The sequence below is a fragment of the Alteromonas sp. I10 genome, from assembly GCF_003201515.1.
In the GTDB taxonomy this organism is placed as follows: domain Bacteria; phylum Pseudomonadota; class Gammaproteobacteria; order Enterobacterales; family Alteromonadaceae; genus Alteromonas; species Alteromonas macleodii.
Genome location: NZ_QJJN01000006.1, coordinates 115,129 through 137,665, shown reverse-complemented (window position 1 = coordinate 137,665; position 22,537 = coordinate 115,129). Strand labels below are relative to the sequence as shown.

The 22,537-nt window shown below is 45.3% G+C and carries 22 protein-coding genes; all 22 read left to right on the top strand.

The window, feature by feature from the left end:
• The first annotated feature begins 153 nt into the window (after nucleotides 1-153).
• The 22 genes from BZA03_RS13020 (at nucleotide 154) to BZA03_RS12915 (ending at nucleotide 22,527) form a co-directional block, all read left to right on the top strand.
• Entirely contained in the window at nucleotides 154-912 is a 759-nt protein-coding gene (locus BZA03_RS13020) for a DeoR/GlpR family transcriptional regulator (protein ID WP_014947888.1), read from the top strand.
• Between the two features lie 304 nt (nucleotides 913-1,216).
• Complete coding sequence (gene glpD / locus BZA03_RS13015) at nucleotides 1,217-2,764, top strand: glycerol-3-phosphate dehydrogenase (RefSeq protein ID WP_110289010.1); 1,548 nt, start codon at nucleotides 1,217-1,219, stop codon at nucleotides 2,762-2,764.
• A gap of 113 nt (nucleotides 2,765-2,877) precedes the next feature.
• Nucleotides 2,878-3,456, top strand: coding sequence for a phosphoglycerate mutase family protein (locus BZA03_RS13010; protein WP_239259449.1), 579 nt, complete (start codon nucleotides 2,878-2,880; stop codon nucleotides 3,454-3,456).
• Between the two features lie 135 nt (nucleotides 3,457-3,591).
• Complete coding sequence (locus BZA03_RS13005; RefSeq protein WP_014947891.1) at nucleotides 3,592-4,095, top strand: hypothetical protein; 504 nt, start codon at nucleotides 3,592-3,594, stop codon at nucleotides 4,093-4,095.
• 166 nt (nucleotides 4,096-4,261) lie between these two features.
• A complete protein-coding gene (locus BZA03_RS13000) occupies nucleotides 4,262-5,176 on the top strand; it encodes a hypothetical protein (protein ID WP_039225880.1) in 915 nt (304 codons plus the stop codon).
• Entirely contained in the window at nucleotides 5,173-5,799 is a 627-nt protein-coding gene (locus tag BZA03_RS12995; RefSeq protein WP_014977997.1) for a PilN domain-containing protein, read from the top strand. Before BZA03_RS13000 ends, BZA03_RS12995 begins: the two co-directional genes overlap by 4 nt.
• Complete coding sequence (locus BZA03_RS12990) at nucleotides 5,774-6,421, top strand: type II secretion system protein M (RefSeq protein ID WP_110289009.1); 648 nt, start codon at nucleotides 5,774-5,776, stop codon at nucleotides 6,419-6,421. Before BZA03_RS12995 ends, BZA03_RS12990 begins: the two co-directional genes overlap by 26 nt.
• Nucleotides 6,422-6,430: 9 nt before the next feature.
• Complete coding sequence (locus BZA03_RS12985) at nucleotides 6,431-6,751, top strand: agglutinin biogenesis protein MshK (RefSeq protein WP_014947895.1); 321 nt, start codon at nucleotides 6,431-6,433, stop codon at nucleotides 6,749-6,751.
• Complete coding sequence (gene mshL, locus BZA03_RS12980; RefSeq protein ID WP_110289008.1) at nucleotides 6,735-8,483, top strand: pilus (MSHA type) biogenesis protein MshL; 1,749 nt, start codon at nucleotides 6,735-6,737, stop codon at nucleotides 8,481-8,483. The genes BZA03_RS12985 and mshL overlap by 17 nt, the downstream gene beginning before the upstream one ends.
• A gap of 2 nt (nucleotides 8,484-8,485) precedes the next feature.
• Nucleotides 8,486-9,388: an ExeA family protein gene (locus tag BZA03_RS12975; RefSeq protein ID WP_110289007.1), complete on the top strand. Its 903-nt coding sequence runs from the start codon at nucleotides 8,486-8,488 to the stop codon at nucleotides 9,386-9,388.
• The gene (locus BZA03_RS12970; protein ID WP_110289006.1) at nucleotides 9,385-10,611 is read left to right on the top strand and encodes a lipopolysaccharide assembly protein LapB; all 1,227 of its coding nucleotides are present in this window, start codon (nucleotides 9,385-9,387) and stop codon (nucleotides 10,609-10,611) included. Before BZA03_RS12975 ends, BZA03_RS12970 begins: the two co-directional genes overlap by 4 nt.
• A complete protein-coding gene (locus BZA03_RS12965; RefSeq protein ID WP_101563275.1) occupies nucleotides 10,611-12,323 on the top strand; it encodes a GspE/PulE family protein in 1,713 nt (570 codons plus the stop codon). The genes BZA03_RS12970 and BZA03_RS12965 overlap by 1 nt, the downstream gene beginning before the upstream one ends.
• Nucleotides 12,323-13,558: a type II secretion system F family protein gene (locus tag BZA03_RS12960; protein ID WP_110289005.1), complete on the top strand. Its 1,236-nt coding sequence runs from the start codon at nucleotides 12,323-12,325 to the stop codon at nucleotides 13,556-13,558. Before BZA03_RS12965 ends, BZA03_RS12960 begins: the two co-directional genes overlap by 1 nt.
• 27 nt (nucleotides 13,559-13,585) lie before the next feature.
• Nucleotides 13,586-14,080, top strand: coding sequence for a hypothetical protein (locus tag BZA03_RS12955; protein WP_039225871.1), 495 nt, complete (start codon nucleotides 13,586-13,588; stop codon nucleotides 14,078-14,080).
• Nucleotides 14,081-14,124: 44 nt separating this feature from the next.
• Nucleotides 14,125-14,712, top strand: a complete 588-nt coding sequence (locus tag BZA03_RS12950; RefSeq protein ID WP_014978004.1) for a prepilin-type N-terminal cleavage/methylation domain-containing protein — start codon at nucleotides 14,125-14,127, stop codon at nucleotides 14,710-14,712.
• Between the two features lie 22 nt (nucleotides 14,713-14,734).
• Nucleotides 14,735-15,235, top strand: coding sequence for a type II secretion system protein (locus BZA03_RS12945; protein ID WP_039236896.1), 501 nt, complete (start codon nucleotides 14,735-14,737; stop codon nucleotides 15,233-15,235).
• A 1-nt stretch (nucleotide 15,236) separates the two neighbouring features.
• Nucleotides 15,237-15,698, top strand: coding sequence for a type II secretion system protein (locus tag BZA03_RS12940; protein WP_110289004.1), 462 nt, complete (start codon nucleotides 15,237-15,239; stop codon nucleotides 15,696-15,698).
• Nucleotides 15,688-16,209, top strand: a complete 522-nt coding sequence (locus BZA03_RS12935) for a prepilin-type N-terminal cleavage/methylation domain-containing protein (RefSeq protein WP_110289003.1) — start codon at nucleotides 15,688-15,690, stop codon at nucleotides 16,207-16,209. Before BZA03_RS12940 ends, BZA03_RS12935 begins: the two co-directional genes overlap by 11 nt.
• On the top strand, nucleotides 16,209-16,952 hold the full coding sequence (locus BZA03_RS12930) for a type II secretion system protein J (RefSeq protein WP_110289002.1): 744 nt from the start codon (nucleotides 16,209-16,211) through the stop codon (nucleotides 16,950-16,952). Before BZA03_RS12935 ends, BZA03_RS12930 begins: the two co-directional genes overlap by 1 nt.
• On the top strand, nucleotides 16,942-17,430 hold the full coding sequence (locus BZA03_RS12925; protein ID WP_110289001.1) for an agglutinin biogenesis protein MshP: 489 nt from the start codon (nucleotides 16,942-16,944) through the stop codon (nucleotides 17,428-17,430). The genes BZA03_RS12930 and BZA03_RS12925 overlap by 11 nt, the downstream gene beginning before the upstream one ends.
• A complete protein-coding gene (locus BZA03_RS12920; protein WP_110289000.1) occupies nucleotides 17,430-21,128 on the top strand; it encodes an H-type lectin domain-containing protein in 3,699 nt (1,232 codons plus the stop codon). The genes BZA03_RS12925 and BZA03_RS12920 overlap by 1 nt, the downstream gene beginning before the upstream one ends.
• 355 nt (nucleotides 21,129-21,483) lie before the next feature.
• Nucleotides 21,484-22,527 (top strand): rod shape-determining protein, encoded by a 1,044-nt coding sequence (locus BZA03_RS12915; RefSeq protein WP_014947909.1) that lies wholly within the window; start codon nucleotides 21,484-21,486, stop codon nucleotides 22,525-22,527.
• Nucleotides 22,528-22,537 lie beyond the last annotated feature (10 nt).

Below are 22,537 nucleotides of genomic sequence, written 5' to 3'. Positions count from 1 at the left end.
CTCCTGAAGATAGTTTTCATAGAGTTTGCATCATTTACACAGGATTAACAATGCTATATTTTCGAAAACGAACATTGGCGTTTCGTTTTGTTATGGGAACATTGAAGTTAAGCACGTATAATTGATGTAATTTTCTAATTTTGAGGACTCGCGATGAATCAAACGCAAAGACACGAAAAAATTGTTGGGCTTATAAAGCTACATGGTTTTATGTCTATTGATGATTTGGTCAGTGCTTGCGAAGTTACGCCGCAAACAATCCGTCGAGACCTTAACCAGCTTGCTGAAAATGGTGTGGTTAGTCGCTATCACGGTGGTGCTGGCCTAAACAGAAGTTGGGAAAACACGCCATATCAGGAAAGGAAAACCCAAAACAGCGAAGTCAAAGAGAAAATTGCTGAAGCAGTGGCTGCAATGATCCCCGACGGCGCATCGTTGTTCATTAATATCGGTACGACGACGGAAATGATTGCAACTAAGTTGCTCAACCACAAAAATCTTCACGTGGTAACCAACAATATTCACGTTGCTACCATTCTTTCGGCTAAAGAGGATTTCTCCGTCATAATTGCTGCCGGTGAAGTTCGCTATCGCGATGGCGGAATCATTGGCGAGGCAACCTGCGATTTTATAAGCCAGTTCCGCATGGATTACGGCATAATCGGTATCAGTGGTATTAGTTCGGACGGTGCACTACTTGACTTTGATTTCAGAGAAGTGAAAGTGTCCCAAGCCATTTTGGAACATACTCAACACGTTATATTAGCTGCGGACTACAGTAAGTTTGAACGCCGCGCAATGGTGGAGCAGGGGCACATTTCACAGGTTGATTGCTTGGTTTGTGATAAAACGCCGCCGCCCAGCATAAGCAAGATAATCGAAGAAAATAACATCACCTTTGTCAAAGCGTGACTATCTATTTGCTATAGTTTTCCACTACTTTTAAACCTGTTCTCGGTTTTGCTCGCATTCTACTTTTTGGCAGCCTTCTTTAAACATTACGCACTGTTGCCGCAAGCGCTCTTACACACCACGTATTTTTCAATGTAAATCAGTCAAATATTGTTGCGATTGGATTTGTTCATTCCTTTTAACTACGAATTTTAACTTTCTTTAATGTTCGTAAATGTTCGTTTTGTGTTGACATGTTTTCTTTTTGCTTGTCAAATAGACAACCATATGAGGATATCCATATAAATACTACTAGAGGCAATGTATGAGTCAAAGCAATCAAACTGAACAGACAGTCGACGTTTTAGTCGTTGGCGGCGGTGTTAATGGCGTAGGCGTCGCGCTTGACGCTGCGGGACGCGGGCTTTCGGTTGCTTTGTGCGAGAAAGGCGACCTCGCAGGCGCAACGTCTTCTTCTAGCAGCAAATTGATTCATGGTGGGCTTAGGTATTTAGAACATTATGAATTTCGCTTAGTGAAGGAAGCGCTGGCAGAACGTGAAGTGTTGTTGAAGAAAGCGCCTCACATCATGTGGCCGCTACGTTTTCGTTTGCCTCACCAAAAGCATTTACGCCCTGCGTGGATGATACGAATTGGTTTATTCCTCTATGACTCGCTGGCTAAGCGCAATATGTTGCCGCGCTCACGTAAGCTAACGACCACCAGTGAAAGCCCGCTGGTTAGCGATATTTCAACGTGTTTTGAATACTCAGATGGTTGGGTAGATGACGCACGCTTAGTGGTACTAAATGCACTAGCTGCCCAAGATCAGGGGGCGAAGATATATACGCGTACTGAATGCGTTGAAGCTGAAAAGTTAGATAATTTGTGGAATGTGGAGCTTAAAACGTCTCAAGGGAAAACGTTTACAGTTAAGGCCAGGTCAATTGTCAATGCGGCTGGACCGTGGGCAGTATCGTTTCTAGATCGCTTGGTAAATATTCACAACCCCAATGCGATGCGCATGGTAAAGGGAAGTCACTTTGTCGTTCCCAAGCTATATAACTCTGATGAAGCGTACATTCTGCAAAATAAAGACGGGCGTATTGTATTCGTGATCCCTTACGAAGGTGATTTCTCACTTGTGGGCACAACAGACGAAGACTTTAAAGGTAATCCGTCTGACGCTGCAATTTCAAACGAAGAGACTGATTACCTAATTGAAGTCGTAAACAACTACTTCAAGTCCAAGATAACACGCGAAGATATAGTCCATACTTACAGTGGCGTGCGACCACTCTTAGAAGAGAAAAACGCGTCAGCACAAGAACTTACTCGGGACTATAAAGTAGAGCTTAAGGGTGAGGCTGGAAAGCCCGTATTACTTAATATCTTCGGCGGCAAGATTACAACCTATCGAAAGCTTTCAGAGCACGCGGTAGATAAACTTGTCTCATGTTTCCCGAAAGCGAAAAAAGCGTGGACCAAAGAAGTACCGCTACCAGGTGGTGCATTTGAGAGTCAAGAATCGCTAGTTGCTCAACTAACTTCCGAGTTTTCTTGGCTGGACAGCGCTATCGCTGAACGCTACGCAAGACAGTATGGCTTACTATGTTATAAGTTTCTTAAAGGTAAAGTGTCAGTAGATGCTATGGGGACTCATTTCGGGGCTGGTATGTATCAGGCAGAAGTTGATTACCTTATAGAGTGCGAGTGGGCTTGTTGTCTAGAAGACGTGATTTGGCGCAGAACAAAACATGGATTACGCTTGGACAAAGCACAACAGGAAGCGCTGTCTTCTTATATCTCAATGAAAGTTTCTGGCGCAGTTCAATCGGATGAGCCTGTGGATGCTGTATTGGCAAGCGCGTAACCCGTGAAAGTTACGCATTAGAAGGAGCCATCTTTGCTTGAAAAGCAATAAGGTGGCTCAATCGCCATTGATTAGCTAGCCCAACAGGATAAAGTAGACGACTTAAAATGAACATGGACGTGATAAACAATACTTCCGTCAAGGAAGTCGTACTTATTAGACACGGTAAGCCTCTCTCGGCGCATAATGACAAAGTAAACTCAGCTCAATATGCTCAGTGGGTGCGTAACTATGATAAATCGATACTCGATCCAACAAGTCACCCAAAGCAGAAGACCCATATCGACGACAGCTACATTGTGGTTAGCCCGTTACTAAGGGCTAAATTGTCTGCGGCTTATTACGGCGCGACTCAAATTGATGAAGAGTTGCCCCATCTTAAAGAAATGGATATTCCTTACTACAAACTTCCGTTCACCTTGCGCAGTTGGCACTGGGTCGTCTTAAGCCGTGCATTATGGTTTATAGGATTTAAAGGTCGATTTGAAAGTTTCAAAGCTGCCAAGCAAAGGGTTAATCTTGTTTCCGAGCGTATTGAAAAACTGTGTGAGAAACACGAGCGGATAGTGCTATTCGGGCATGGTATGACTAACTATTACACCCGAAAATCACTCATAAAAAATGGCTGGCAATTAAAGCAAAAAGACGGTGATTTTTGGGGAATTACGATATTGCACAAGCCGTTGCCATAATGCTGAGTCTTCGTTTTTAACCAGAAATTCTTAAGGTTTATTTATACCTACTTCATTTTTTCTTCAAAATGTCGATAAAATAGAACAATGCCTAACAAGCGCTAACGACTTGAACAAAGGCATGGGGAATCGACAATGAATAAAACCAACAAAAAGAAACCTTCCACGTCTAATGTTTTTAAAGCGGCTATTGCAGCTATTTTTGCAATTACCCTTGGCGTTACTATCAACTTTCTTCATACCGACGAGCAAGACACCACAACAATCGCCTTTGCACTAAATCTAGATACGTTTAAGCGTCACGTCGTCTCGTCTCACTGGCAATGGCGAGTACGCCAACCCACTACTATGATAATGCTGATTCACTACAATGAGTCGGGCAAAGAAACGAACCGTACTCCGGTGCGAATGAATCACAACGGATGGCCGACCGCTGAGCTTTCTAGTGAAGGGTGTGAAAAAATATGGACGTCGCTAGTGGCGACACCACTGCGCGTGGATGGCTTTAAGATCCATGCCGACTATTACGCTGAACTTGAAGAGAACGAAGACAACTATTGGTGTCGCTTCAGCTTGAGCAGCGGCGCGTATTTCGACTATTTTCCTGCAAACGGAACAGTAACAAATTTAAGCGATTAAACTGGCCACATAAACGAACACGCACAATATAAGCCTATACTTATGTAGGTATTTGTTCTATTTAGATAATTAGTCTACTTTTGAGTTAATGCCATGTTACTCATTGGCGCCATAAGGTATTGTCGATTATAAGATAATACTCGGCATTAACGAATTAAGTAGATATATGCTTTCACGCTTATTTTCTTCGAAAAGTAATAAAACTAGCGTCACTGTAGGCGTATCGGTCTGTGCTTCTGAGCTACATATTGTGGCTATAGAGCGCAGTGGCGACGCTGTTTCACTTAATTCTGTTTCTTCAATTCCCTATGATCAGCATCAGCCTCTCAAGCAACAGCTATCGGCGGCGTTAAGCCCGTTTGCTAAGTCGACCTGTAATGTTTCTATAGTGCTTTCACAGGATATGTACCACATGGTACAGGTTGATAAGCCAGAAATGGCAGAAGAGGACATTACAACGGCGTTACCGTGGACTCTTGGAGAGCTGGTTCCCTATGACTCCAGTAACATGGTTTTAGACTATGTCGATTACCCGGTTAAAAGTCGAACTGGCGGCCAAAAGATAGATGTATTCGCTGCCGAAAAGTCCCCACTTGCTGCCGTCGCAGCGAGCATGGCAAAAAAGAAAGACAAGCAGCTTACACATATCCACACCAAAGAAGTGTTAGCAACTGAAATGGTGCCAAATGATGACTATGCGCGACTACTCATCATCCAAGAGCCCAACAGTGAACCGTTTTTAATGATAGTGCGCTCTCAGGCTATCTGGTTGGCACGTCGCTTACGTGGATTTGTAAGCAAAGTTAATGAGCAAACAGACCTGTCACAGCTAAGTGATACATTGGGATTAGAAATTCAGCGCTCAATGGATTTCTATGAGTCGCAACTTAAGCAGCCGCCTTTAAAAGAAATTCTGTTTAAAACTCAATTTGACTGCGTGCCAGTGATCGAACGGCTGAAGCCGTTCCAGCCCGCTGCCATGAATGTCTTTACTCCACAGCTTAATTTAGCCGATGTAGTTGAACCTGCCTGCCACTTTGCGTTAGCAAGTGCACTTGTTGCAGCGAGAGAGGTGGCATGAAAAGAACGATAAACCTCTATCAGGACTCCCTAAAACCAAAGAAAGAGCGGTTACCATTCTCGAAGGTACTTTGGCTTAATGGCGCGGCAATAGGTGTCATGTTGGTAGTGGTAATCGCGCTCAATATTACGTTGGGGGCGAAGCAGAAAAAGTTAAATGAAAAAACAAACGCAATTAGCCAATTGAATAGCGAAATTAAAACCTTAAGCGCTGCACTCGAGAAGAAACGAGACACCCAGTCGCTTCAGCAACAGCTTGAAAAGGTGAACGCCAAAATCGAAAACCGAAAACGTCTGTTGGCGTATCTCGATAGCGGAGAGTTGTCATTTGACGCAACAAAGTACGGCGAGGTGATGGACGACTTGGCTAATTTCCACAATCAGAACCTATGGCTGACGAGTATTGATATCGATACACAAACCATTCGCCTGTCAGGCCAAACCTTGGCGCCTTCATCTATACCTGTGTGGCTTAAAAAGTTGCAGCAGTCTCCGTTTTTCCAAGGTAAGTCATTTTCTTCAGTGCAGTTTGATGAAGTAGACGGCAAAGAAAACGTGAAACAATTCTTGATATCCACAGATTTTGAAGGAGACGCTGATGAATCAGTACCAGCAGCTCTCTGAGAAATTCTCCGCTCTTGAAAGCAGAGAAAAACAGCTAATTACATGGGTGAGTTTTGTTCTCATTATCTATCTATTCTTCTGGTTCGGTGTTTCGCCTGCACTTGATGACTTGTCTGCAACCGATAAAGCAGTCATCAGAAAGGAGAGCGAGCACAAAGCACTTGTCATTCAAAGAGATGCCATTCAAGAAGCGCTAACCATCGACTATACAAAGCGCACGCAGCTAGAACTCGATAAGGCCAGAAAAGACCTACTATCAATTGATGAGGCACTACTTTCACTTAATGAAGGGTTTGTCGCAGCCGATCGAATGCCCGAGCTGCTTATGACGCTTCTAAACGAAGAAGACAACGTACGCTTAGTGAATTTTAAGGTCGAGCCTACCGAAACAGTACGCTTCGGTGACGGTGAGTCTCAAAGCACTCCGTTTTACCGTCATAACATGCGCTTAATTATTGAGGGAAGTTACTTTGACCTGCGTAGCTACCTAGCGCGCCTTCAAGCCGCCCCTGAAAAAGTCGTAGTAACAGATTTTGCTTACAACGTTGAAGCTTACCCAAGTGCCACGTTAGCGCTGGGGTTAGCAACGGTAAGCAATAATGAAACCTTTATCTCGCTGTAAGGAGAGAGTGTGAAACGGTTAAGAATTGTGGTCACAGCTTTAGCGATAGCAACATGCTTACCTGCAGTTGCGTCTGTCGACCCGACTAGGCCTGCAATCGCCAGTGCATCAGTGTCTAGCAATGATGAAGCTGTAGCAGGAGAGCTAGCACTTCAATCTATCTTTAAACGCAGTACAGGTTATAGCGCCATCATATCGGGTAAATCTTACCGCGTGGGCGACACACTGAACGAATACACCGTATCAAAAATTAACCCCAAGAACGTGGTTATCACTGACGGACGTCAGCAGAAAATACTAAGAATGTATGCATATGAAATTAAAAAATAGCCTCATTGTTAACACATTGGTTTTGTCTGCAGTGTTAGTTGTGGCAGGTTGCCAATCTTATGGTGTTGGCGAGGAAGTAAAACCTCATATTCGCGATGAACTAGCACGTTCTCAGAATACGACATCAAGTAAACCAACACCGCCCCCGCAGCTTAATCAAGAACTGCTGGCAGAGGTTGCCCGTTATCAAGCGTTACCTGCGCCAACATCACAGAAAATGTTCGCAGTTTCTGCTAACAATGTAGACGTGCGTCCGTTTTTCGACGCGTTAGTTGAAGACACACCTTACAGTGTCGCCGTTCATCCAGCCGTGTCAGGGCAAATTAGCTTAACGCTCAAAGAAGTGGCGTTAGAAGATGTGTTAACCATTATTTCGAGAATGTATCCGTTAGACGTGTTTTTAGAAGGGAAGGTAATTCAGGTTATGCCTTCTCAACTAAAGACGGAATCTATCCCGGTTAACTTTCTTATGATCAAGCGCTTCGGTGTATCTAACGTAAGCGTTATTGCCGGTGGGGTAAGTGAGCAAGACCAAAACAATGGTGGCAACAACGGTGGAATTAACGGCAATAATAACATTAGCGGGAACGCGCTAGGTGGTCAGGGTGGTTTTGGAGGCCAAGGCGGACTTGGCGGCAATAACATCCAACAGCTCAATGGCTCAAACATTCAGACTACCAGTGAAAACGACTTTTGGAGCGATTTAAAAGAGGCACTAAAAGTACTGGTCTCTCCAACAGAAGGCCGCCAGGTTGTGGTTTCACCTCAAGCGGGCTTAGTGACCGTTCGAGCATTGCCCAGTGAAATCGCAGTGGTGAAAGACTTTTTAAACCAAAGCCAAGAGAGCTTGCAGCGACAGGTGGTATTAGAAGCGCGCATTATTGAAGTCACGCTAAACGATGGCTATCAGCAAGGCGTGCGCTGGGATCGTATTGCAAGCGGCTTGACGGGCAGTGTGAACTTTGGCTTCAGTGGTGGAGCTATAGCGTCAAACTTTGCTGCAAATACCGCTGCAGGTATAGATCCAGCCATTAATGCAGTTAACGGCATAGGGAACTCAATCTCTACAGATATTGGCGGCGTTTCTACTTTGAGAATTTCCCGAGGTGACTTTGACGGCGTTATTAATATGCTGCAAACCCAAGGTGATGTTCAGATGTTGAGTAACCCCAGAGTGACCGTCACTAACAACCAGAAAGCAGTGATTAAAGTCGGTCAGGACGAATACTTTGTCACCGATGTGTCGACCAGTGAAGATCAAAGCGCGACACAAACCGAAAACGAAAATGACATCGAACTTACCCCGTTTTTTTCAGGTATTGCCTTAGATGTTACCCCTCAAATTGACAGAAGCGGCTCGGTTATATTGCACGTTCACCCATCAGTAACGGAAACGGCAGAGCAGACTAAAGTCATTCAGGTGGGCGATCAGCAAATCTTGCTGCCACTGGCACAAAGTAATATCCGAGAGTCAGATACGGTAATTCGCGCCCGCGATGGAGAAATTGTCGTGATTGGCGGTTTGATGGAAACCGTTACCAGTGAGCAAGAATCAAAAACGCCTTTGTTGGGCGACATTCCATTCATTGGTAACGCGTTTAAAAACAAAGCCAAAACGCAGAGTAAGCGCGAGCTGGTGATCTTGATACGCCCATCAGTTGTGCAACCGGACACGTGGGAAAAACAACGTCTTCGCACTCAGTCATTACTTGATCAGTGGTATAGAAACTAATTATGTATCAGGGCTTTTTTCACTTCACAGATATGCCGTTTTCGCTTACCCCGAATACGGATTTCTTTTGTGCGCTTGCGCCACACAATGAAGCGTTAAAAGTCATTTTATCAGCATTGAGTATGTCTGAAGGCTTTATAAAAGTAACCGGTGAAGTCGGTACAGGTAAGACATTGTTATGCCGTAAATTAATTAATCATCTGTCTGATAAATTTGTAGCCTGCTATTTACCCAATCCATACCTTTCGCCTGATGAATTACGCCAAGCATTTGCGAAAGAGTTAGGTATTGTTACGGAAGGAAATAGTGATAATCAAGGCTTGCATAATGCAATAGAGACAAAGCTATTAGCCCTTAAAAAAGAGGGGCGACAAGCGGTATTAATCATTGACGAAGCGCAGTCGCTGAGTTGGGATGCTCTTGAGATGCTGCGTCTTTTTAGCAATTTGGAAACGGAAAAAAGTAAGCTGCTTCAAATTGTCTTGTTTGGACAGCCTGAACTTGATGACAACCTGGCAAACCCTAAAGTAAGACAAATCCGCCAGCGAATAAGTTTTTCCTACACTTTACGCACAATGACGTCAGCCGAAGTCGATTACTACATTGGTCACCGGTTGACGACAGCAGGTGGTGACGAGCAGTTGATATCTAGAGGACTGCGCGCATTTATAGCGTTGGTTACCAAGGGTACGCCTCGCTTGGTTAACATAGTTTGTCATAAGATTCTTTTGCGCGCATATGGTCAGGGCAAGGCGTCGGCGACCTGGTCACATACCCTAAGCGCCGTTTTCGATACACATGACTGTAAACGCAGACTTGTCCCAAGGCAGAGTCTTGTTATTTTGTCGCTTGCTGTGGTGGCAGTTGCAAGTGTACTACATGTATACGGCGTAGGTGGCATATGAGTATTTTGAATGACACCTTAAAGTCACTGGATGAACGCAATAAAAGTGAAGACTTTGGTTTGCCGCCAACCGTTGAAGTCAGTCAACGTCCAGCGTGGCCAAAAGCGCTCATGATCATCGCCGTTTTGGTGTTTGTAGTATGGTTAGGAATTACACTTTTATCTGGTACTTCTCATCACGAAAAAAGTGAAGATGGATTAAGCACAACGGCCGTTTCAAGTGCCCCGAGCGTTAACAACCCGCCTGCTGAAAGTACAATATCAGAGCGCGTTGCCGATAGCACAGCAGATATAAATGCGCCGTCACAAGGAATGCAATCAACCCCGTTATCTGAAAGTGATATGGCGCTACAAAACCGTGCGTCAGATGTGGCTGAGCTTGTTTTCAATACCGTTGATGAGTCATTAGAAGATGATGAAGCTCAATACAGAAAAAGGGTTACAACTACGGCATCAGCAACCAGCACAGCTGATGATGTGAATGCGTCAAGCGTCAATAACAGCGCAAACGCCAGTAGCCCTCAATCAGAGCTGTCTGCGGTTAGCAAAACACAACCCTCAAGCTCGAAGGCCGCAGAGCCTAAACCGACAAATATCATAACCAGAGAGCCTGTAGTTGAGGTAGCACCTAAGTCATCTGAACAACAAAGTGCTGTGCATTTAGAAGCAGGACTTAAAGCGTATAACTTTGGCATTTTTGATGAAGCTCAAAAAAGCTTCACGCTAGCACTGGCAACCTTTCCGCAAAATGACGAGGCGCGCAAGCAGCTGGCTGCACTTTATTTTGGACAAAATAATAATTTACAGGCACTGCAGGTACTTTCAGAGGGCATTGTGATTTCGCCTAGCGAATTAATTTGGCGAGAGCTAATGGCCAAAATTCTGGTGCAGGAAAGCCGCTTCGAAGAAGTATTGAATTTGATGCCTGATAGCTTGGATGCTAAAGCGTTAGCCGAAGGCCGTGCCGACTATCTAATTTTAAAGGGCACCTCTGCTCAAACCATCAATAAGTCAGATCAAGCGATATCAGCATTCAGCGCTATGACATCGCTACAGCCTAATAATGCGAAATGGTGGTTGGCACTAGGGGTGAATTATGACGCATTGGCAGATGAGCGCCTGGCGATATCATCTTATTCCAGGGCACTCGCCATTGGCGGGCTTTCCTCTGCATCTGCACAATATGCGAACTCGCGTCTAACTGATTTACAGGAGCAGCCTTAATGCGACCTCGATTAAAGATGCGCCTTGGCGACTTACTCGTTCACGAAAACATTATCTCCAGTGAGCAGCTTGACAATGCGCTTGCGGCGCAGCGAACGTCAGGGCGCAAACTGGGGGATACACTTATCGATTTGGGCTTTATCGGCGAACCCCAGCTTCTTCGCTTCTTGGCACAGCAGCTAAATATTCCTTTCTTGGATATAACACAGCGCCGTATAGACCCGGAGCAAGCTCAGCTTATCCCAGAGACTTACGCACGTCGCTATCGTGCCTTGGTGTTAGAAGCGGACGACGATGAAGTGCTGCTGGGTATGAGCGACCCAACGGACTTGGGAGGCTTAGACCAGCTGGGCCCGTTAGTCGCTCCTCGAACCATCGAGCTGGCTATCGTGCAAGAGAACCAAATGCTAGAGGCATTCGATTCTGTTTACCGCCGTACCCAGGACATTGCGTCGTTTGCTGAAAAACTAGGTGAAGAGTATGCAGACGAGGCTGATTTTGAGTTGTCAGCCCTTGATGACACCACCTCGGATGCCACGGTCGTTAAGCTACTTCACTCCATATTTGAAGATGCCGTTCAAGTTAGGGCATCAGATATTCACATCGAGCCCGATGAAAAAATCCTGCGCATTCGTCAACGTGTCGACGGCGTTTTGCAAGAAAACACGCTCAACCAAGTGAAAATAGCGTCGGCGCTGGTACTACGACTCAAACTCATGTCTGGCTTGGATATATCTGAAAAACGTATTCCACAAGACGGGCGATTTAATATTAAAGTAAAAGGACACACCTTAGATGTGCGTGTGTCGACCATGCCAGTGGCCAACGGAGAAGCGGTAGTTATGCGTTTATTAGACCAGTCTGCTGGCCTTCTAACGCTAGACCAAACCGGTATGCCCGATGCTATGGCAGAGAAATTTAGAGCTGCCATTAATCGTCCCCACGGTATGATCCTGGTAACGGGGCCTACGGGTTCCGGTAAAACTACGACTCTGTATGGGGCTCTTAGCGAACTCAATAAGCCTGACCTTAAAATCATAACGGCTGAAGACCCCATTGAATACCGTCTACCGCGAATCAACCAAGTTCAGGTTAATGCCAAAATTGGGCTGGACTTTGCCGCCATTCTTCGCACTACGTTACGTCAAGACCCTGACATTATCATGGTGGGGGAAATGCGTGACCAAGAAACCGTAGAGATTGGTCTTCGAGGTGCATTAACCGGCCACTTGGTATTAAGTACGCTTCACACCAACGACTCAGTAACCAGCGCTATTCGCCTTATCGATATGGGCGCGGCGCCGTATTTGGTTGCTACTTCATTACGAGGAGTGCTTGCACAGCGTCTGGTTCGTAGGGTGTGTGAAAACTGTAAAGAAGAAAAGCCTGCAACCGCCCAAGAACAAGCGTGGGTTGGCTTCTTGAAACCTGAATTAGCCGCTGCCACCTTCTACAAAGGGCGCGGGTGCAACAGCTGTAATCACACAGGATACAAAGGCCGGATAGGCGTTTTTGAATTTCTGGAAATGAACGAGGACATGATGGAGGCCTTGCGTGAAGACGACACGCAGGGCTTCGTAGATGCGACTAAGGCGAATAAAGACTTTGTTCCTTTATCTCACATGGCGCTGGACTACGCAGCTCAGGGCAAAACTTCTTTAGATGAAGTGTTCAAAGTCGCTGAATTCGTACCTGAAGTGGTGAATCACTAATGCCACAGTTCAAGTACGCAGGTAAGTCAACGCAAGGCGGGCCGCAAAAAGGGGTTATTGAAGCCGCGTCAGCGCAAGCCGCAGCACAAGCCTTGCTGTCACAAAACATTGTGCCTCTTACCATTGTTGAATCAAAAAAACGCAGTGCAGAAAATGAAGGAGACGGCTTCGATATCACGCGTTTATTTCAACAAAAGGTGGGACTGGATGAAATGATCATTTTCTCCCGCCAAATGTACTCATTGCTAAAGGCCGGTATTCCCATTATTCGCGCCATTAAAGGCCTAAGCGAAAATGCATCGCATAAACGCTTTCAAGAGATTTTGAAAGATATTGCAGACCAGTTAGAGCAGGGACGAAGTCTGTCTTCTTCCATGGCTAAATATGAAAAGGTGTTTACTAGACTTACCATATCCGTGGTGGTGGTAGGTGAAAATACCGGTAAATTAGACGACGTATTCCTACAGCTTGCCCTCTATTTCGAGCGCGAGCAAGAAACCCGCAAGCGCATCAAATCGGCGCTTCGCTATCCCACTTTTGTGTTAATTGCGCTAGCAATTGCCATGTTTATTTTGAATCTATTTGTTGTGCCAGTGTTCACCCAAATGTTTGAGCGCTTTGACACTGAACTTCCAATTATGACCCGCGTGTTAATTGGTACTTCCAATTTCTTTGTGAACTATTGGTGGCTGCTAATTATTGTGATTGTGGGAGGGATTTTCGCTGTTAAACAATACGTTAATTCGACTAATGGACGACTCAAATGGGACAAATTTAAACTAAAGTTGCCTGTCGTGGGCAGCATTATTGAGCGATCATTACTTTCAAGATATAGCCGAAGTTTTTCAATGATCTTACGTGCAGGCGTGCCGTTAACCGCAGGGCTTTCACTTACTGCCGACGCCGTTGACAACGCGCACATGCAAAAGCGCATTAAAGAAATGCGGCAAGGGATCGAAAAAGGCGAAAGTTTGCTTAGAGTTTCGAAAAATAGCGAACTGTTTTCTACACTTGTACTACAGATGATTGCAGTAGGTGAGGAGACGGGACGACTAGAACCATTGTTAGAAGAAAGTGCAGACTATTACGAACGTGAAGTCGACTTCGACTTGAAAAGTTTAACGGCCAAAATCGAACCTGTTTTGATTGGTTTTGTTGCGGTAATGGTATTGATCCTGGCGCTTGGCATATTTACGCCAATGTGGAACATGATGTCGGCGGTGAAAGGCGGCTGATAAAGCGCTTTATAACTGGGGAAAAGCGTGGCAAGCACCAAAACGGGGTTACTTAATTTTGTTGTTATAGGCGTATTGCTTGCTGTTATTGGAACAACATACGTGTTTTACGCGACACCAATTATTGATGAAGCGGAAAAGGTTAACAAAGAGAACGCGGTTGCACAGTTTCAGCGAGTGGTGATGTTAGCCAGGGCACAATGGATAAAGACTAAGCAAGATACTGTGCTTATTTACGAAACTGAGTTTGACGCTGGTGGCAAAGTTAAACAGCACAAAGATGTGGCGGCAGAGCTATACATTAATGAAAAAGGCTGGCCCGAAGGACTTGAAAAAGAACAGGGGAATGCGTGCGAATACATGCTGACACTTGCAACCTTAAGAGAAGGTGAAGCGCTGTCAACAGTGACTGTAAGCGACCAGTATGCAAACGGTTACTTACAATGTGCATTCTTTTGGGAAAAAGAGATTTGGTTTGAATATAACGCTGGTAGCGGCGTTGTCAGGCAAAGAAACAGTTGATTAAACGGCGGCACGATTCGCCTTATCGTCATCAAGGAGATGTTATGAACACCAAGCAACAAGGCTTTACGCTAATCGAGCTGATAATTGTTGTAATCATTCTAGGGTTGCTTGCGGCCACAGCATTACCACGCTTTATTGATGTTACTGATGAAGCTCGTGAAGCAAGTGTTGAAGGCGTTGCTGGCGGTTTTGCCGCAGCGGTAGGTCTTGTAAGAGCGCAGTGGGAAGTTGAAGGCCGTCCGAGCGGAAACAATGGAAATGGGAACGGCACTGTAATCACTTACGATCAAACGCAAGTAGGGGTAGACGGCACCATTGGTTACCCAACGGGAAGCTCTACAGGCAACACACTTATTTCTACCGTTAACGACACTGAATGCAAAAACGTATTTGACCTAATTCTTCAGTCAGCACCAACAAACACAACGTCGACGAACGACACCGTTGTTGCTGATTTCAGATATGCCGTTCGTGAGGACGACTCAGGTGCAAATACACTTTGTGTTTACTACTTAGTTGAATCTATGGGTTTACCTAATAGCTCAGCACCGGCAGACGGAACGCCAGACGGTACAACGTACGATGGTTTCACTTACAACCCAGCCACTGGCCAGGTTACTGTTTTTTAATTAATACCTAGGAAGTTTAATTATGCAAAAAGTATCAACACAACAGGGTTTTACCCTAATCGAGTTAATCATTGTTATTGTACTGCTGGGTATTCTAGCGGTAACCGCAGCACCTAAGTTTTTGAACCTTCAAGATGATGCGCGTGACGCAACGCTTGAAGGAATTAAAGCCTCTCTTCAAACCTCGGCGTCGGTTGTTAATGGTAAAGCTTTGATCAACGACGTTTTGGGTACCACGGACACACCAGTAACGTTAGATGTTGGATCTGATAACGTGACTATTGTAAACGGATATCCAGAAGCGACTAATGCTAATATGGCTGCACTGCTTGATATTGAGTCTGCAGATTTTGGTACTGCTGAAATAACAGCATCAAACTCGGTTCTCGTATATGCAAAAGGGTTTAGCACCTACTCTACGACAGCTCCTACTACTACCACTGCTCCTTGTTCAGTTGAGTACTTTAACTCCACAGGTGAAGGGGTTCGACCTTCAATAGTAGTCAACACTTGCGTTCAGTAATGTGAAGAAAGCCGGTTTTACATTAGTAGAACTTATCATAACCATATTGGTTATTGGGGTGCTGGCGGTAACCGCCGCACCTCGCTTTCTTGGTAACGATACGGAAGAAGCTATCGCCCTTCGCGATCGCACACTTCAAGTTGTTCGTAACATGCAGTTTCGTGCTATGCAAAATGTGCAAGACACTAGCTGTGTAAAAATAACCGCCACAATCATTGCCCCTCCCGCTGGCCACGATTGTACAAACGCTCTTTCTACCGCTTTTGATGCCGATCAGGTAGTCGATGCATCAAGCACCGACTTTACTTTTCAAACGGCCGATGAAAATGGCGATAGCTTTTCTCAAATTCAGTTTGATGGGTTTGGCAGACCGCGGAATATCGCGTGTTCAACGAATTGTAGAATTCAAATAAGTACCTTTGCCATGTGTTTACAAAGCGAAGGGGCAGTTTATGCGTGCTAGGGTTGTGTTGCCTGTACATAAAAAATGCGTGAACGGCTTTACCCTGTTAGAGCTGGTGATTGGCATTGTTGTATTTACGATTAGCCTAACCGTAGTACTGTCGCTTATTGTCCCGCAAGCTGAACAAACCGCAGAGCCATTTCGTCAGGTGAAAGCGGCGAAATTAGGGCAGTCTTTAATGAATGACATACTTAGTCGCTCTTATGATGAAAATAGTGACAGAAGCCCGCCATTTGAAACCTGTAATGCCAAAGGAAATTGCTCAACAACACTTGGCCCAGAAGAAGCGAGCGAAGACGACTACGACGACGTGGACGATTACAACGGGTACACAGTTAACGACGTGGGCGGAAACTATAGCAGTTTCGGTTTTACCGTAACGGTAGATTACGACAGTGACCTAAACGACAGTACGCCAACAGACGGACTAACGTTTAAGCGTATCGATATCGCAGTTACGGCACCAGACGGCCAAGTTTACAATTTTAGCGCTTATCGAGGGAGCTATTAATGTCTCCACGACAAGCACAGCGACAACACGGTTTTACATTAATAGAACTTATTTTAGTGATCACTATTTTAGGTGTGATTAGCGTATCTGTAGCTCAAGTGATTTCCTTAAGTGCACAAATCTATATAACCGGCGCAGAGCGTACCCGCCTTGTTTCAGATGCGCGCTTTATTATTTTGCGGCTCGAAAAAGAACTGCGTAATGTGGTGCCAAATTCTGTGTCATTCGATTCGAGTTTAGGGTGTCTTTCTTACTACCCTATTAAGGAAAGTGGCACCTATGTGGGCGACGCGTTTAATAACCCTATGCACGTAGTCGTGTTCAATAGTCAGTTGAGTGAGGACGATACTCTTGTCATATACCCAACAAACCCGCAGAGCGTGAATGATAACGGGCGAATAATAGATGTTATTGCCGACGCCGCTTCCGATCCCACTAGCGATAATCAATATGACCTCACACTGAGTGCCCCCAATACACAATCTTCACCGGGAAAACGCTTCTTCATTCCTGAAGCGCAAGTAACCGTTTGTAGAACATCTACCGTTCAAGGTGAACGCTTAATTAGGACGCAAGGTGCTACATCGGGCGTCCTTGGTACTAATGTGGTTTCGTGGAGTGCGAATGTGGTCACTGCAGGGTTACGGCAAAATGGCTTAATCGAACTGCAAATGACATTACAAAGCAGTGACGATGAACAGATATCGGTTGTACACGAGGTGCATTTCCCTAATGTGCCATAGTAAAACACGCCAACAAAAAAAGTATCGTATAGGCCAACGTCCTGTTGGGTTGTCTGGTTCTCCTGCGCGCCAACAAGGCTCAACCACCATAGTAGCAATTATCATTAGTATTATACTTTTAGGTCTTGGTATTGCGCTGTCTAATCAAATCTCATCGAATATTCGCCAGCAATCCATTGAATATTATGGCGCTCGTGCTTACTTAGCGGCGCAAAGTGGGATGGAAGTCGCTATTTCTAGGCTAATTAACGGCGATAATCCGGCGTGCACAGTCATAACGCAGCCGGTAGTTATTAGTGTGGCCAACATGCAGAATTGTACGATTACGCTATCTTGTGAGGTAGAAACTGAAGTCGAAGAGCCTGAAGTTGCCGCTGGTGAAATAAGGGTTTATGCGTTAGGGGCCGAAGCGCAGTGCAGTACCGGCCAGCTCGAAACCTCAAAACGCGTTCTTGTTGAAGTAAGGCAGGAAGAATAATGACATACTGTAATTCTGTTGCTCGACTCTTTTTGATTTGTGCCTTGTTTATACAAGCGTTAGCTGTGCAAGCCGTTCCTCAAATCGAAGGCAGGTTCATCGAGCTTCAAAACACCTACAATAAAGCAGAGTGGACAACCATTAGCTTTTCACAGGTATACGACGAGCCGCCAGCGGTGTTTATGCTGTCTACTAATCAAGGTAGCAACCCTGCCATTGTCAAAATTCGCAACGTTACCCGCACAGGTTTTGAAGCTTTGCCCCTTGAGCCTTCTGGAGAAGATGGTCCGCATATCACGATGGGAGCACATTACTTAGCGATTGCGTATGGCGTTCATGAATTTCCTGACGGTGATATTGTTGAAGTCGGTAAGATGGAGCTCGGAGGGGGGACTATTCAGGCATCGACAAGCTCTCCTTGGTATGAACCTAACGGACCCTTGAAGGTGGGCGAAGAAAATGCGAGATATGCTCGCGTTTCACTTGAAACTGATTTTGGTGAACAGCCTGTTTTCTTTCACTCTATTCAAACGTTAAATAACCAAGTTGACGTTAATGGAAAGAAGCCACCCAACGAACATTTGTTGCCGTTTCTAACTATTGCAGCAAAGTATGAAGCACCGTCTTATTTTATGGCGTTGGAAGCGTCTGAAACAGATTATGCGCCAGTTACACGCAATGAAACGGTAGCTTACATGGCGACAACAGAGGGGTTCAATCGTAGATTTTTCGATGACAATGGTATTGAAGTGGTTTGGGAAGCCGATTTTGCCGACGTACGCATACAGGGGTGGGACGATGGTTGCTTTCGAAATGACTTTAAAAATAACTATGCGCAAACTCCTTTGGTTGCAGCCAGTAAAATAAGTAGAAACGGCGGCGACGGCGGTTGGCTTCGCAGCTGCGGCGTAAACAAAAATAGGCTTGGACTGCGTGTAGATGAGGATAGAAGCTTAGACTCTGAGCGCAACCACACTGAAGAAGACGCTAGCATTCTGGCTATGACTTCAGAGTTTGTGTTTAGTGGTGAAGTTCCTAGTTGTGATGACGCCTTTCCTGGCGCGGTTGCCGCTTTTAGTGGTTCCGCAATTTCACTCGCAGCTGGTAGCCGAATGATTGATGAAAATGCAGGTGTGTTGTCAGCACAGCAGTTTATCACCGACGCTACAAGTGGATCTGCAGACTACCCAAAATGCGGACAGAACCCTGTCGACTGTACCGTGAACAACACAGATGCGCTTACCGACTCACAAGCGAGAGCGATACCAACAATTACCATTGACGATAGCGGCCCAGAGATAGCAGAAGGGGATTTAGCGGGGGATTATTATTTTAACCGTCAACTGGTAACCATGGCGGCGGGTAACTACAACGTAATTGCACCCACGCGAATTTATGTTTCTGACCCGGGGGACAATATAGGTGGCGTGGCTACAAAGTTCACCATGGTGAACGCAAATATCACTGTCGCTGAAGGGGCTTATCTCGCTATTTATGTCGATGGAGATGTAGTCATCGATGGCTCAAACCCCAACGCATTGGTTTTAGCAAAAGGTGAAATAACCTTTGCCAATGTGTCTGAAGGCACATTGAGAGGCCGCTTTACCGCAGGAGGTGGCGTCGGCTCACCTGCTACTCTGAGGGTGACGGCTAATGAAGTGCCAAACAATATTCCTGGCATCTGCGGTCGGGAAGTCATTGAAGTACTGAATCACTATCGTTTTGAACTAGCTGATAACAAGGGTAGTAGCTGCGCCGCGAAAGAAGTTACCCTAAAAGCCTGTGCAGACGTCAACTGTGATTTACTCTACTCTCAGCCATCTACAGTCAACTTAGTGCCCGTTAATAGCGGTAACTATCGATGGTCGCCTGACGACAGCGTAACGTTTATCGGGCAGACCTCGCTAACACTCGATAGCCTTAGAGGCGCAGATCCTGAACTTGCTACTTCGGGAGAAAATCCATCTTCTCAATTGCGTTGCTTTATCGGTGGTAAAGAAGTGAATTTAGGTAGCTGTAAAATAAAGTATGAATCCGACGGGCTGGTGTTTAAGAATATCACTGATGATTCAGAAACCATCGTTACTCAGCTTTCTGGTAAGCCTTCAGACACTGGCTTTAACAGCAAGACCTATGCTATCGAAGCATGTGGGAATTCTGACACGCTAAAAAATCAAATTGTCGATGTTGAATTAAATTATAACTGTTCTAGTTCGAGTAATTGTTCTAACACCCTACTGCTTATCAATAACGGTAATGAACATCAACTGGGGCTAACCCCACGCACCTTTCCTATTCAATTTGATGCTGACTCGCGAGCTGCCTTTACAATTCAATACCCAGATGCGGGAGAGTTGTCGTTGTCAGCAGACATAACAAATCGAAGCGGTATTGCAGGTTCTTCTAATACTTTTAAAGTGCGTCCGTTCGGCTTTGCTATGAATATCTTAAATGATAGCGGCACGAGCTCCAATCTTAACGGTTACGCGAATAGTGCGAATGGTTCGCTGCTCAAACTGACAGGGGAAGACTTTGTCTTAGGCTTGCGAACAGTACAGTGGGTCGATGGTGAAGACAGTAACGACGATGGAATACCAGATAACTTTGCAGCACTGGAAAATAATAATACCGCGGAGCATTTTTCAGGTAGCGCGTTGTTAACACCCTTAAATATACTTCCTAGTGGCGGCGCAACGGGTACATTGAGCGTGCCCAGTGTTTTATTTAGCGATGAAGGTAAAGTTAACGTTGGTATTAATTACGATGAGGTAGGTACAATTTCCATTGCGGCACAGAGTACTTATTTGTCAGATACCACCGTGCAAGGGCTGGTGCAAAACGTTGGGCGTTTCGCACCTTCTAATTTTGCCTTGAGCGGAAATGTTGAAGCGGCGTGTAACGTCAATGGCGCATTTAATTACTTTGATCAACCCATTAGCGAAGTAAGCTTCTCGCTAACCGCACTTAACCAAAATGGCAGCCGCACCACAAACTACTACGATGGTTTTGATAAACTGGTCAATATCAGCTTACAAGTCGAGCACGGCACAAGCTTGCTAAATAGGCTTGAAAACATTAATTCAATAAGTTGGCCGCAAAATACCAGTGCTGGTCTTATTTCATTTTCTGACAACGATATCGTATTTAGTCGCCTTGCTGATAACAGCGTAGATGGGCCTTACCTCGAAGCACACATTGCGCTGGTGGCAGACCAAGCACAAACTGAGGGCGCAAACTTCAATGGACTTTCTTGTTCCGGTCAGTGCGTTGACGATTTTGGTGATTCAATCAGCTTTGCCTACGGTCGTGCAACGTTGATAAATAACTACGGTGCAGCCGACGAAGCGCTTTTGTTACCGCTTCGCACCCAATATTGGGACGGAAATAATTGGCGAATTAATAAGTATGACAGTTGTACGGCTTATGACCACGATAACGTGAATGACGAATCTGGTGAATTGGTTTCTTCGGGGGAAGAGTCGTTAAGTGAAGGAGCCTATAGAAATAGTGACGGAATTCGCCTGTCATCACCAAACGGTGCTGGCAATTATCCTGTAAGTTATACGCCTGATGCTTGGCTATTTTGGGATTGGGATGGAGATGGCGAAGCTGATAATCCCCCAAACGCAACGCTCACGTATGGTGTGTATCGAGGAAACGACAATATCATTTACAAGCGCGAGCAAATTAATAATTAGCAAAGAAGGTTATCCCGCTTGGTCGTAATGCTGGTTGCGTAGCACACTGTAGTGGCGTCAACATAAAGAGATGTAAATTATTAGCAAATTGTTTTTGAACCTTCTAATTTTCACAGGGTCACTATGTGGGTCTAATTTTAAAATTATTTGGAAATGCGTGTGTGGTATCCCTTCATGGGTAAAGCGCTAAAACTACTAAGCAAAAATGCAGTTATTTCGTCACTTAATTACAGCATTACTTGCCCAAAATAGCCCCCATTGTTAAAGTGTGCGAATAAATATCGACTTCACGTTAAAGCGTCGCCATCTCACCTTTGCAAATACGCGTTAACACAGAAACAGGAATACACTCTTCATGTTTAAAAAGCTTCGAGGCATGTTCTCTAACGATCTGTCCATCGACCTCGGAACAGCTAATACGCTGATTTATGTAAAAGACCAAGGTATTGTTCTGAACGAGCCTTCAGTAGTAGCTATTCGTCAAGAGCGCGCAGCAGGACCAAAAAGTGTTGCAGCAGTAGGTGCAGAAGCTAAGCGAATGCTTGGTCGTACGCCGGGTAATATACGTGCAATTCGTCCGATGAAAGACGGTGTTATTGCCGACTTTTACGTCACTGAAAAAATGCTTCAGCACTTTATTAAACAAGTGCATGACAATAATTTCTTGCGCCCAAGTCCTCGTGTATTAGTGTGTGTTCCTTGTGGTTCAACACAAGTAGAGCGCCGCGCAATTAAAGAATCTGCATTGGGTGCAGGTGCCCGCGAAGTTTATCTTATCGACGAGCCAATGGCGGCTGCTATAGGTGCGGGTTTACCTGTATCAGAAGCTACAGGTTCAATGGTGGTCGATATTGGTGGTGGTACAACAGAAGTTGCCATTATCTCACTTAACGGCGTAGTTTATTCATCATCTGTTCGCATTGGTGGTGACAAGTTTGATGAAGCTATTATCAACTACATTCGTCGTAACTTCGGTTCACTAATTGGTGAAGCAACCGCTGAACGCATCAAGCATGAAATAGGTGCTGCCTACCCAGGTGAAGAAGTGCGCGAAATTGAAGTGCGCGGTCGCAACCTAGCAGAAGGCGTACCTCGCGGGTTCACGCTAAACTCAAACGAAATTCTTGAAGCGCTTCAAGAGCCACTAACCGGCATTGTTTCAGCCGTTATGGTGGCGCTAGAACAGTCTCCGCCAGAGCTTGCTTCAGACATTTCTGAGCGCGGTATGGTACTTACCGGTGGTGGCGCGTTACTTAAAGACTTAGATAGATTGCTAATGGAAGAAACGGGCATTCCAGTTGTTATTGCTGATGATCCGCTTACTTGTGTAGCACGCGGCGGTGGTAAGGCATTCGATATGATTGACCTTCACGGTGGCGACCTGTTTAGCTACGAATAAACAGGAAAGG

What these genes read in the sequence shown, in the direction of transcription:
- BZA03_RS13005 (WP_014947891.1), top strand. Translation starts at nt 3,592, where the DNA reads ATGAATAAAACCAACAAAAAGAAACCTTCCACGTCTAATGTTTTTAAA.
- BZA03_RS12920 (WP_110289000.1), top strand. Translation starts at nt 17,430, where the DNA reads ATGACATACTGTAATTCTGTTGCTCGACTCTTTTTGATTTGTGCCTTG.
- BZA03_RS12950 (WP_014978004.1), top strand. Translation starts at nt 14,125, where the DNA reads ATGAACACCAAGCAACAAGGCTTTACGCTAATCGAGCTGATAATTGTT.
- BZA03_RS13000 (WP_039225880.1), top strand. Translation starts at nt 4,262, where the DNA reads ATGCTTTCACGCTTATTTTCTTCGAAAAGTAATAAAACTAGCGTCACT.
- BZA03_RS12915 (WP_014947909.1), top strand. Translation starts at nt 21,484, where the DNA reads ATGTTTAAAAAGCTTCGAGGCATGTTCTCTAACGATCTGTCCATCGAC.
- BZA03_RS12975 (WP_110289007.1), top strand. Translation starts at nt 8,486, where the DNA reads ATGTATCAGGGCTTTTTTCACTTCACAGATATGCCGTTTTCGCTTACC.
- BZA03_RS13010 (WP_239259449.1), top strand. Translation starts at nt 2,878, where the DNA reads ATGGACGTGATAAACAATACTTCCGTCAAGGAAGTCGTACTTATTAGA.
- BZA03_RS12965 (WP_101563275.1), top strand. Translation starts at nt 10,611, where the DNA reads ATGCGACCTCGATTAAAGATGCGCCTTGGCGACTTACTCGTTCACGAA.
- BZA03_RS12970 (WP_110289006.1), top strand. Translation starts at nt 9,385, where the DNA reads ATGAGTATTTTGAATGACACCTTAAAGTCACTGGATGAACGCAATAAA.
- mshL (WP_110289008.1), top strand. Translation starts at nt 6,735, where the DNA reads ATGAAATTAAAAAATAGCCTCATTGTTAACACATTGGTTTTGTCTGCA.
- glpD (WP_110289010.1), top strand. Translation starts at nt 1,217, where the DNA reads ATGAGTCAAAGCAATCAAACTGAACAGACAGTCGACGTTTTAGTCGTT.
- BZA03_RS12935 (WP_110289003.1), top strand. Translation starts at nt 15,688, where the DNA reads ATGCGTGCTAGGGTTGTGTTGCCTGTACATAAAAAATGCGTGAACGGC.
- BZA03_RS12930 (WP_110289002.1), top strand. Translation starts at nt 16,209, where the DNA reads ATGTCTCCACGACAAGCACAGCGACAACACGGTTTTACATTAATAGAA.
- BZA03_RS13020 (WP_014947888.1), top strand. Translation starts at nt 154, where the DNA reads ATGAATCAAACGCAAAGACACGAAAAAATTGTTGGGCTTATAAAGCTA.
- BZA03_RS12945 (WP_039236896.1), top strand. Translation starts at nt 14,735, where the DNA reads ATGCAAAAAGTATCAACACAACAGGGTTTTACCCTAATCGAGTTAATC.
- BZA03_RS12995 (WP_014977997.1), top strand. Translation starts at nt 5,173, where the DNA reads ATGAAAAGAACGATAAACCTCTATCAGGACTCCCTAAAACCAAAGAAA.
- BZA03_RS12990 (WP_110289009.1), top strand. Translation starts at nt 5,774, where the DNA reads ATGAATCAGTACCAGCAGCTCTCTGAGAAATTCTCCGCTCTTGAAAGC.
- BZA03_RS12925 (WP_110289001.1), top strand. Translation starts at nt 16,942, where the DNA reads ATGTGCCATAGTAAAACACGCCAACAAAAAAAGTATCGTATAGGCCAA.
- BZA03_RS12960 (WP_110289005.1), top strand. Translation starts at nt 12,323, where the DNA reads ATGCCACAGTTCAAGTACGCAGGTAAGTCAACGCAAGGCGGGCCGCAA.